The sequence below is a fragment of the Deltaproteobacteria bacterium genome (assembly GCA_030654105.1).
Lineage (GTDB): Bacteria > Desulfobacterota > SM23-61 > SM23-61 > SM23-61 > JAHJQK01.
This window is the reverse complement of the sequence record JAURYC010000257.1, coordinates 1-9801: the sequence shown is the minus strand read 5'-3', so window position 1 is coordinate 9801 and position 9801 is coordinate 1. Positions and strand designations below refer to the sequence as shown.

The 9801-nt window shown below is 51.6% G+C and carries 9 protein-coding genes; 7 read left to right on the top strand and 2 right to left on the bottom strand.

Annotated elements, in window-relative coordinates; translation table 11 throughout:
- The 4 genes from Q7V48_11095 to Q7V48_11080 all read left to right on the top strand — a co-directional run.
- On the top strand, positions 1-1696 hold a 1696-nt coding region (locus Q7V48_11095; protein MDO9211271.1), incomplete at its 5' end, for a DNA internalization-related competence protein ComEC/Rec2.
- A 211-nt stretch (positions 1697-1907) separates the two neighbouring features.
- Positions 1908-2090 (top strand): hypothetical protein, encoded by a 183-nt coding sequence (locus Q7V48_11090; GenBank protein MDO9211270.1) that lies wholly within the window; start codon positions 1908-1910, stop codon positions 2088-2090.
- 27 nt (positions 2091-2117) lie between these two features.
- Positions 2118-3110 carry a hydroxyacid dehydrogenase gene (locus Q7V48_11085; protein MDO9211269.1) on the top strand — a complete coding sequence of 331 codons (993 nt, stop codon included), beginning with the start codon at positions 2118-2120 and terminating at the stop codon, positions 3108-3110.
- 185 nt (positions 3111-3295) lie between these two features.
- Positions 3296-4081, top strand: a complete 786-nt coding sequence (locus Q7V48_11080; GenBank protein MDO9211268.1) for an aldolase/citrate lyase family protein — start codon at positions 3296-3298, stop codon at positions 4079-4081.
- Here the strand turns inward: Q7V48_11080 and nudC are convergent, their stop codons facing one another.
- Positions 4082-4927, bottom strand: a complete 846-nt coding sequence (nudC, locus tag Q7V48_11075) for an NAD(+) diphosphatase (GenBank protein MDO9211267.1) — start codon at positions 4925-4927, stop codon at positions 4082-4084. It abuts the gene before it with no gap.
- Between the two features lie 504 nt (positions 4928-5431).
- On the opposite strand from nudC, the gene Q7V48_11070 reads away from it, so the two are divergent.
- Positions 5432-5608 (top strand): hypothetical protein, encoded by a 177-nt coding sequence (locus Q7V48_11070; protein MDO9211266.1) that lies wholly within the window; start codon positions 5432-5434, stop codon positions 5606-5608.
- 23 nt (positions 5609-5631) lie between these two features.
- On the opposite strand, the gene Q7V48_11065 is transcribed toward Q7V48_11070, so the two are convergent.
- Positions 5632-5907, bottom strand: coding sequence for a hypothetical protein (locus Q7V48_11065; protein MDO9211265.1), 276 nt, complete (start codon positions 5905-5907; stop codon positions 5632-5634).
- 255 nt (positions 5908-6162) lie between these two features.
- Here Q7V48_11065 and hisS point away from each other — a divergent pair, with 255 nt between their 5' ends.
- Entirely contained in the window at positions 6163-7425 is a 1263-nt protein-coding gene (hisS, locus tag Q7V48_11060; GenBank protein ID MDO9211264.1) for a histidine--tRNA ligase, read from the top strand.
- A gap of 232 nt (positions 7426-7657) precedes the next feature.
- Positions 7658-9436 (top strand): aspartate--tRNA ligase, encoded by a 1779-nt coding sequence (aspS, locus tag Q7V48_11055; protein ID MDO9211263.1) that lies wholly within the window; start codon positions 7658-7660, stop codon positions 9434-9436.
- Positions 9437-9801: the final 365 nt, after the last annotated feature.

Genomic DNA, 9801 nt, shown 5'->3' with positions numbered 1-9801 from the left:
CCATATTCTCTCCATCTCCGGCTTGCACGTGGCCCTCGTGGCGGCATTCTGCTTCGGGGTGACGCGCTGGATCTTAAAACTCTTTCCGGCGATGCTTCTGCGCCTGCCTTTGAGTAAGACTTCAGCCTTAGTGGCCGTTGTTCCGGTGATCTTTTATACTTTCATCGCGGGTCTGGGGGTGGCTGCGGTGAGGTCGACAATCATGATGCTCTCTTTCCTCCTCGCCCTGCTCCTGGATCGGGAGAAGGATCTTTACGATGCGCTTTTCCTGGCCGCTTTCCTGATTTTAATCGTTAGCCCAGCCGCTCTCTTTGATGTTTCCTTCCAGCTTTCTTTTCTTTCGGTGCTGGCCATCCTTTACTTGATCCCACGCTTTACGGAGTATTTCTCCCCTTTTAAGAGTTGGCCGTTAAAGAGCTGGGTAGAGGAACAGCCGCGCTGGAAAATAAAGCTTTTGATTTACCTCGGCGCCAGCCTCCTCACCTCGACAGCAGCCATTCTGGGGACCGGCCCTTTGGTGGGGTACTATTTCAACCGGGTCTCCTTGGTAGGTTTTTTTTCTAACCTCCTCCTTGTTCCCCTGATGGGATTGGTCAACACGCTTCTCAGCCTGTTGACCGCTTTTTTGGTCTTCGTCTCCCTTCCCCTGGCCAAAATCTTCACGGCCTTGAATGTCTTTCTATTGGACATCTCCCTGCTGCTGGTCGATTTTTTCAGCCGCATCCCGCTGGCTTCGAGGAGAGTAAGTACACCCACTTTTCCAGAACTGTTTCTCCTCTACGGGATGCTCATCTTTGCCGCCAACCTGAAACGTTGGAAGCGAGCTCTACATGGGTTGATTGGCCTGTTGGCGATCTTCGTGAGTCTCCAGGCTTATGGATATTATGCAGTTTCCCAGAACAAGGAACTCGCGGTTACTTTCCTGGATGTGGGGCAGGGGGATGCGGCCATTGTCCGCTTTCCGCAAGGCAAAGTAATGGTAATTGACGGCGGAGGATCTCCCGATGGCAGCTTTGACCCAGGAGAGCGCATCGTGGCTCCCTATTTATGGAAGATGAAAAATAAAGCCATTGATTTTTTGGTCAGTACTCACCGCCATCCGGACCACCTTCAGGGACTCCTTTTCCTTTTGGATAACTTTAAAATTGGTGAGGTTTGGCATAACGGAGAAAAGGCGGAGGATGATTTTTTAGCTGAAAGGTTTCTAACCGCTGCCGGTGAGCGTTTACAGAGGATGGGGCAGGGAACGGTGCCGGTGGAGATTAATGGTGTGCAGGTAGAGTTTCTTCATCCCCCTCTGGGAAGGAAAGAAGGGTCAATCTTTTGGGGGAACGATGCATCGTTAGTTTTACGGCTCACCTTCGGTGAAGTGAGTTTTCTTTTTTGCGGGGATGTGGAAGCTGCGGCAGAAGAAGAAATACGGCGAGCGAATCCAAATCTTCAGAGCACGGTTATAAAAGTACCCCATCATGGCAGCAAGACGTCCAGTACTCCGGAATTCATGGAGAGCGTCCGGCCCAAGTATGCGATTTTCACGGTAAAGGCAGGGGGCAGGCATCGTCTGCCTCACCCCATCGTCTTTAAAAGGTATGAGGATATTGGGACGAAAGCGTTTCTTACAGACCGGGATGGAGCGATCACCTTTACGACGAAAGGGAAAGATTTGAAAGTTCAAACCTTCATCGGCGGGAGATAGGCTTTCTGAAATAAATCGCTATTGTTATGCTCCAGGTGGAAGGGGAATCCGGGAAGGTTCTAATTCTCAGAGATTGGATGAGTGGGGAAATTAGCCCCAAAACGGGTTTTGACCCGCCTTGTTTTGGCTTGACAGCATATCACCATAGTGGTATTCAGGCAAACATTCCTAAAAAACAAAATAAGCTAAGCTTTTGAAAGGTATTTGATATATGCCCCCAACTGAAAAACCACAACTTATCGTCCACCGGGAAACCTTAGAGGACCGTTTAGTTCACCTCTTACAAGAATCAATCCTATCCGTTAACCTTAAACCGCAGATGAAACTAAGCGAAGTACAGGTGGTTTTGGAAGCGAAAGTCTTTGAAACCCTGAAAGGTCTTTCTCAGGGATGATACGCTTACGAAGTACGGAGGTTATAAATGGGAGATACCGAGCGTCCATACCGAGTAGTGGTTACCGGAGACAATCTCGCCCCGGAGGCTATGAAAATTCTATCCGAAAAATGCAGGGTGGTATTTACCGGACCTTATCCCCAGCCTTCCGTTTTGGCGCAAAAGCTGAGGGAAGAAAAGGCGCACGCCTTGATTCTCCGGACGGGGAAGGTTCCGGCAGAGGTCGTCAAGGCATCCCCTGATCTGAAGGTCATCGCCAAGCACGGGGCCGGATTCGATAACATCGACGTCCAAACCGCGACCGCCTTAAGAATTCCGGTCATGACCGCCTCGACGGCCAATTACGAGTCGGTGGCGGAACACACTCTTGGTTTGATGCTTTCCCTGGCTAAAGACATCCCCTGGCTGGATAGCCGGATGCGCCAAGGCTTTTGGGATAAAACCCAGTTTCGGGGAGTGGAGTTATTGCGGAAAACTCTGGGGCTGGTCGGGTTTGGCCGAATCGGGCGTCGCGTTCATGAATTAGTCGCGCCTTTGCAGATGAAGGTATTGGTCTTTGATCCTTTTCTCCGGGACGGCAGCCTTCCGCCGATGGTCACCCTTGTCTCACAGTTGGATGAGCTGCTGAAAGCGGCGGATATCGTGAGCCTTCATTGTCCGCTCACCGAGCAAACCCGGAACTTGATCGGGAAGAGAGAACTGGGAATTATGAAAAAAAGCGCGTGGCTGATCAACACGGCTCGGGGAGAGGTGGTGGACGAAGAGGCGCTTATTGCCGCCCTCCAGGAAGGAGAGATCGCGGCGGCGGGGATCGACACGTTTCGGAAGGAGCCTCCCGAAACCCTTCGGCGCCTTAGTGAGGCGGGTAAAGTGGTTTTGACGCCTCATATCGCCGCAGCGACCGAGGAGGCCTTCGCGCGCATGGGAATCGAGGCGGCCCAGAACACCCTGACCATTCTCGAAGGGAGAAGGCCCGATAAAAACTATATGGCCAACCCGGAGGTTCTGGAATCCAAATGATCCTTGCGCGGCTAAATTTAGATACAACCGTACAAGGGGTGGCCGGGAGGGATGGCAGCGCCTGGCGCAGCGATTGAGTTACGACGCGTGGGCGGAGGTACTGCCGGCCTGCTCGTTCTCTTTTTTTTATTTACACTATGCGCTATACGCTTTGCGATTTTCTACATTAATAAAGGAGGAGAAAAATGGAAAGAGTGAATAGGTTTAGAAAAGTCCTGGAAGAGGGAAAAATCGCCGTGGGAACCTGCCTTGACTCCTACAGCGCAGCCGCGGTGGAGGTCGCCGGCTACAGTGGCTTGGACTTCTGCCGGATCGACAATGAGTATTCCTGGCGGAGGGACGAGGGGATGGAGAATATGATGAGGGCAGCGGCGCTGGCCGGGATCACCCCCATGATCCGGGTGGAAAAAGGAGACCCCTACCTTGTCTCCAAGGCCTTCCAGGCGGGGGCGGGGGCGATCCTGGTTTCGGACATTGCCAACTACGAAGAAGCTCTGGCCGTGGTCAAGGCCTCGAAATTCGCACCCAGAGGCCACCGGGGAATGAGCAGCTTTTCTTTTGCCGGAGGGTGGGGAACCCGAGGGGGCGAGAACTTTGCGGACTGGAGCGACACCCAGTTGATGGTGGGAATCATGGTGGAGAACGAGCAGGTGGTCTCCGATTTGGATAAGATCTTTGCCATCGAGGGGCTGGACTACTGCCTTTTCGGCCCCTCGGATTATAGTTTGTCCCTCGGTTTTCGCTCGACCAAGAAAAACCATCCCAAGGTCCAGGAGGCCATTAAAAGGACGGTTGAAGCCGCGGCCAAACATAAGAAAGCGGTGGGGATCGGAATCGGGCAGCCCTGGGAAGAGGAGGCAAAAAAATATATTGATATGGGTTGCCGATTCATCGAGATCGGCCACGAACTGGGGATTCTCAATTCAGTGTGGAGTTCAGCGGGATCCGGGATCAGGGCATTAAAGCGGTAGTTAAGGGTCTAATGAAGGCTTTCCTTTCTTGGCCAGGAACCATTCGATCAACTGGCGGGCGATACTGATTTTGCCGGGCTGGCCCGGCAGATTGTCCGCCGTGAACCACCCGGCATCCTCGATCTCTTCATCATTGATAGCAATTTCGCCGCCGGCATACGTGGCGGTAAAACCAATCATCAGGGAGTGAGGAAAAGGCCAGGGCTGGCTGCCAAAATAGCGGATGTCTTTGATCCGTATCCCCACTTCCTCCAGGACTTCACGCTCCACAGCCTCTTCCAGCGTTTCTCCCGGTTCCACAAAACCGGCGAGGACGCTGTAAACCCCCGGAGCAAAATGGCGGGATCGGGCCATAAGCAGTTCATGGCCTCGCTCCACCAGGACGATGACCGCCGGGGCAAGGCGGGGAAAATGGAGCAGGCCACATTGAGGACACTCTTTGGCCCTTTCTGTTTCCCGGAGCCTGAGGGGGATGCCGCATCGACCGCAGAAGCAATGAGTCCGGTCCCACTCTGCAATCTGCACCGCACGGGCGGCCAGCCAGAAAAGATCCTCATCCAAGCGCCCGTATACTTTGCGCAGACCTTCAAAAGCCATCCCTTCCGGTGCCACCGTCCCTTCCGGGAGGTCCACGGCATAACAGGAGTGCCCGTCAAGCTGACCCAGATAGTGTTGGTCTCCGAACGGCAATCCCAGCTCCGCGAATCGAACCAGATAAGGGATCCGAACCGAAGAGGACTCTTGGTGAAGGAGGAGCTGGTTTTGCAGAAAAGCAAACCACCAGGACAGACCTAAATTTCCTTGGGGAGGTAGGATGCCAGGAATGAAATGCTTCTTTTTTTTCATTCTGCTTATGACCCTCAGGTTCTTCTGGCGGGAGGAAAAATTTCATTTTCTTTTTTAGACGGTTGCTCATTCATCGGCCTGCTCCTTTTTTCTCCCTCTGAGGATTTTTCTCTTCTATGGCGGAGAAAGGATCGAGTAAGAATGGAAAAATTCTAAAAAGGATAACATTTTCTAATCAAGAATGCTACCTCTGGCAATAGACAATAATATTCTTGATCAGTTAGGAGCTTTTTGGTAAAGTAAATTCATTGAGAAATCCATAAATTGGCAACTTACAGTTTGGCTTTCTCCCCCTCACCTTTTTAGAGGAGCTAAAATGGGCCAAGTGAAGGAGACCCCATTTCTCGCGGGAAGAGGAATGGGGTTTTGTTTTTTGGAAGTATGCGGAGGGTCTTGGATCGGTAGAAGAAAAAGAAGGGTTGAATAGGGTTCGGATTCTTGTCGTAGAGGAAGAACGATCTAAGATTAAAAAAATTAAGCGAATAAATAAGGAGGTTTATTCTCTTGGAGGCAAGAATTATTTCTATTGCCGATGCCTTCGATGCCATGAGCAGTTTACGACCCTATCGGCGAGAGATGTCTCAGGAAGATGCGCTGGTAGAAATGGAGAAAGGCAAGGGAAAACAATTTGATCCCAAAATTTTAGAAATTTTCATCAAGGAAAAAATTTATAGGTCATAAAAAATAAGATTTTTTTCCATTTTTTACCGCACTGGACCACAAAAATGTTTGACTCCTTGAATCTTTGTTACTCCCGCCGATTGGCCGGCCCTCAGCACCTCCCCGCCGGGTCCGGGAAGAGACTGCCCGGCCCGGACGGGAGGGTGAATCTCTCGGGAGCACAAGGCGGTAGTCCTTTCCATGGACAGGGCGGGGCTGCCGCCGAGAATGCCCTCCCTTCCTGTGATCCCGCCTTCCTTGGCGGAAGGCAAGCACGGCTCCGGAATAGATCTTTTTCCCGCCGGTGCTCCCTCTTTCATCACCCTCCCGTCCGGGCTCCGTTAATCAAAGTAAATTCATCAACCTATTGAAAAGGGAAGGGGGGCAAGGAGGGCTTTCCCTTGACTTTCAAGGGTTTGTTGGCTATTATCAGAGCAAATTATTTGTAAAATTTTCATGAGCAGGAACACCGAGATTCGCTATGCGCTTAGCGCTATGCGTATAGCGTTTTTCTTTTTTTCCGCATACTCTGCGTGTTCCCCGGTGGAAGACTTTTTAAACCAGAGGAGTTTGCTTTGCAAATCAAAGGAATCCGGGGCTTCAAAGATATTCTTCCCGGAGAGGTCGAGAAGTGGCAGTTCGTGGAGAGCGAGGCCCGGAGAATATTCGGGCTGTTTGGATTCTCGGAATTTCGCGTTCCTCTTCTCGAACGGACAGAGCTTTTTGCCCGTTCGATCGGCGAGGCCACGGACATCGTGAGAAAAGAGATGTATACCTTTCTGGACCGCGATGGGGACTCACTGACGCTGCGGCCGGAAGCGACGGCTTCGATCGTGCGTGCCTATTTAGAGCATGGGCTAAACCAAAAAAATCCCGTGGGCAAGTATTATTTTATCGGTCCCATGTTCCGGTACGAACGCCCGCAGAAAGGGCGTTACCGTCAATTTCACCAGATCGACGCCGAAGTTTTGGGTGTTCAAGAGGCCTGGGCCGATGCGGAAATTTTGGTCATGCTGATGCGTTACCTGGGAGCTTTGGGAATTGAAAACCTCAGCCTGCAAATCAATTCGCTGGGATGTCCCCAGTGTCGCCCCCCTTATAAAAAAGAGATTCAAACCTTTCTCCAGACCAAAAGGAATTCGCTGTGCGAGGATTGCCAGCGGAGGCTGGAAACCAACCCGCTGCGCATTTTTGACTGTAAGAACGAAGATTGTCAGGCAGCCTTGACCGAAGCGCCGGTGGTTTTGAACTTTCTCTGCCCGGAATGCCACAGGCACTTTGAGCAGGTAAAAACTCTCCTCGATGACCTCCGCCTTTCCTATTCCCTTAACCCCAGGATGGTCCGGGGTTTGGACTATTACACCCGTACGGCGTTCGAAGTGGTCGCCGGTGAACTGGGGGCCCAAAACGCCGTCTCTGGCGGGGGCAGGTATGATGCCCTGGCCGAAGAGATAGGAGGGCCGGCCGTTCCGGGGATCGGGTTTGCCATCGGAATGGAGCGGTTGATCATGCTTTTACCCGGGGAAAAAAATTTCGCCCATCACCCCCAGATTTTCCTGGCGACTTTGGGGGATAAGGCCCGGCGGAGAGGATTTTCCTTAGCGCAGGAACTGCGCGATAATGGGGTTTGGGCAGAAGTAGATTATGAAGGAAAAAGTCTGAAAAGTCAGATGCGCCAAGCCGACCGTATGAAAACCCCCTTCGTCCTGATTTTGGGAGAAGAAGAATTGAAGAAAAACCAGGCAATTATCCGGAATATGGCCACCAAAGGTCAAGAGGAAGTTCCCTTAGGGGAAATCATAGGGACTTTGAAAAATAAAGTAAGCAGTAAGCAGTGATCAGTGAGCAGTAAAAAAATTCCTAACTTGAAATCTGAAACAATCTTTTTAGTTTAAGAATGGTGGGCTCGTAAAAAGTCAAAATTTGGATGGCAATGTAAAAAGCTCCAGATGCAAGGCGCGCCAATCCTGAGGAGTGAGGCGTACTTACAGGTACGCCGCAACGACGAAGGATGCAGCGCAACGCAGCAGATGGACTTTTTACGAAGCCATCAAGAATGGAGACGGAAAATTGGGCGAGGCATTGGGCGACTTGAAACGAACCTGTTATTGTGGGGATCTCCGATCGGAGCACATCGACCAAGAAGTGACTCTTATGGGCTGGGTGAACCGGAGGCGGGACCTGGGAGGACTGGTGTTCATTGACCTCAGGGACCGGGAGGGAATTGCTCAAGTGGTCTTCAACCCCGAGTTTAGCCCCGGAGCCCACGCCCAGGCCGCCTCTTTGCGTAACGAATACGTCATCGCCGTGCAGGGAAAAGTAGTCGCCCGTCCCGCTGGCACGGAGAACCCGGAATTAAAGACCGGCCGACTGGAAGTGCAGGCTGGGGACCTGAAGGTGCTGAGTGAATCTAACCCGCCTCCGTTTGCTATCGATGAAGATGCCGCAGTGGCGGAAACCCTTCGGCTGAAATATCGATACCTGGACCTGCGCCGACCGAAGATGCAGCGCAATCTTATCTTGCGTGATCGAGCGGCGAGGTCCGTTCGGGATTACCTGCATAGCCAGGGGTTTTTGGAAATCGAAACTCCTTTCTTGACCAAGTCAACACCCGAGGGGGCCCGGGATTATTTAGTTCCCAGCCGGGTGAACCCGGGCCAGTTTTACGCTCTGCCCCAATCGCCGCAATTATTCAAGCAGCTCTTGATGATATCGGGGTTTGACCGCTACTTTCAGATCGTCAAGTGCTTTCGGGATGAAGACCTCCGGGCCGACCGACAGCCTGAATTCACCCAGATCGACATTGAGATGTCTTTCATCGACCGGGAAGATATCTATTCGATCATGGAAGGAATGATGCAGGCTTTGTTTCGGGATACCCTGGGCCTCCCACTGGCCACGCCCTTTCCGCGGTTAACCTACGAGGAATCCATGACCCGCTATGGGGTGGATAATCCGGACATTCGCTTTGGCCTGGAGATGAAGGATGTAACGGACACCCTGAAAAATACTGCATTCAAAGTTTTTGCCGAAACTATCCATCGGGGAGGAGCGGTCAAGGCTTTGAAGGTTCAGGGCAACCTCTCTCGCAAAGATTTGGATGAGTTCAATGAACAGGCCAGGGAATTGGGAGCCAAGGGCTTGGCTTGGATCAGAATCGGTGCCGAAGAGTGGAGTGGGCCAATAGCTAAATTTTTATCTAAAGAGGAACGTGCGGCTTTAAGAGAAGTTTGGCAACTCACCCCGGAAGATATCATTTTATTTATGGCCGATTCTCCCAAGGTCGTCAACGATGTCATGGGACGCCTCCGGCTGAGGCTGGGGAAACAGCTGAGTTTGATTCCCGAAGGTATCTTCTCCTTTGTCTGGATTACGGATTTCCCCCTCTTGGAATATGATGAGGCCGAGGGGAGGTTTACGGCCAAGCATCATCCCTTTACTTCTCCCTTGGACGAAGATCTCCCTTTGCTTTCCAATGCTCCGGAAAGAGTCCGGGCCAAAGCCTATGATCTTGTACTCAACGGGTCCGAAGTTGGCGGAGGGAGCCTGCGTATCTACCGCAGGGAAGTCCAATCTTTGCTCTTCGAAAAGTTAGGAATTAACCTGGAGGAAGCGAAGAAAAAATTCGGCTTCCTGTTAGAAGCCTTGGAGTTTGGGGCTCCTCCCCATGGCGGAATTGCTTTCGGATTCGACCGGCTGGTCATGATCCTGGCCGGGGCCGAGTCCATCCGGGATGTAATTGCTTTTCCCAAAACCCAGAAGGCCACCGACCTGCTCACCGAGGCCCCCTCGGCAGTGGATGGCCGTCAACTGGCCGAACTCTCCCTTAGAGTGATGGCTCCGAAATAGTGTCAGTGTGAGTGTCAGTGCCAGTGTTTAGAAAATATTCTTATCGCTCACCCTCACACTTCCACTCACCCTATTTCAATCGGGCTGAGGATAATCCGGAAATCTTTCAGCAGCCTCAATAAAACCTTTTGAAGCTCATCCTACTTTCCAACTTCACTTTTTCAGAGAACTCAGGAGATCTCAGGGAAAAAGCTTGACAGAAATCTTTAGAAATTTATAATGAATGAACATTCGTTCGGTAGATCCATTTGGCACCAACGTATTTTTTAGCAGAGGGGACCCATGGAGGTCAAAGCCCGCGTCAAAGACAAAAATTTAATCGGTGAGAAGCGCAAGCAGATCATCGAAGGGGCCATTAAAGTCTT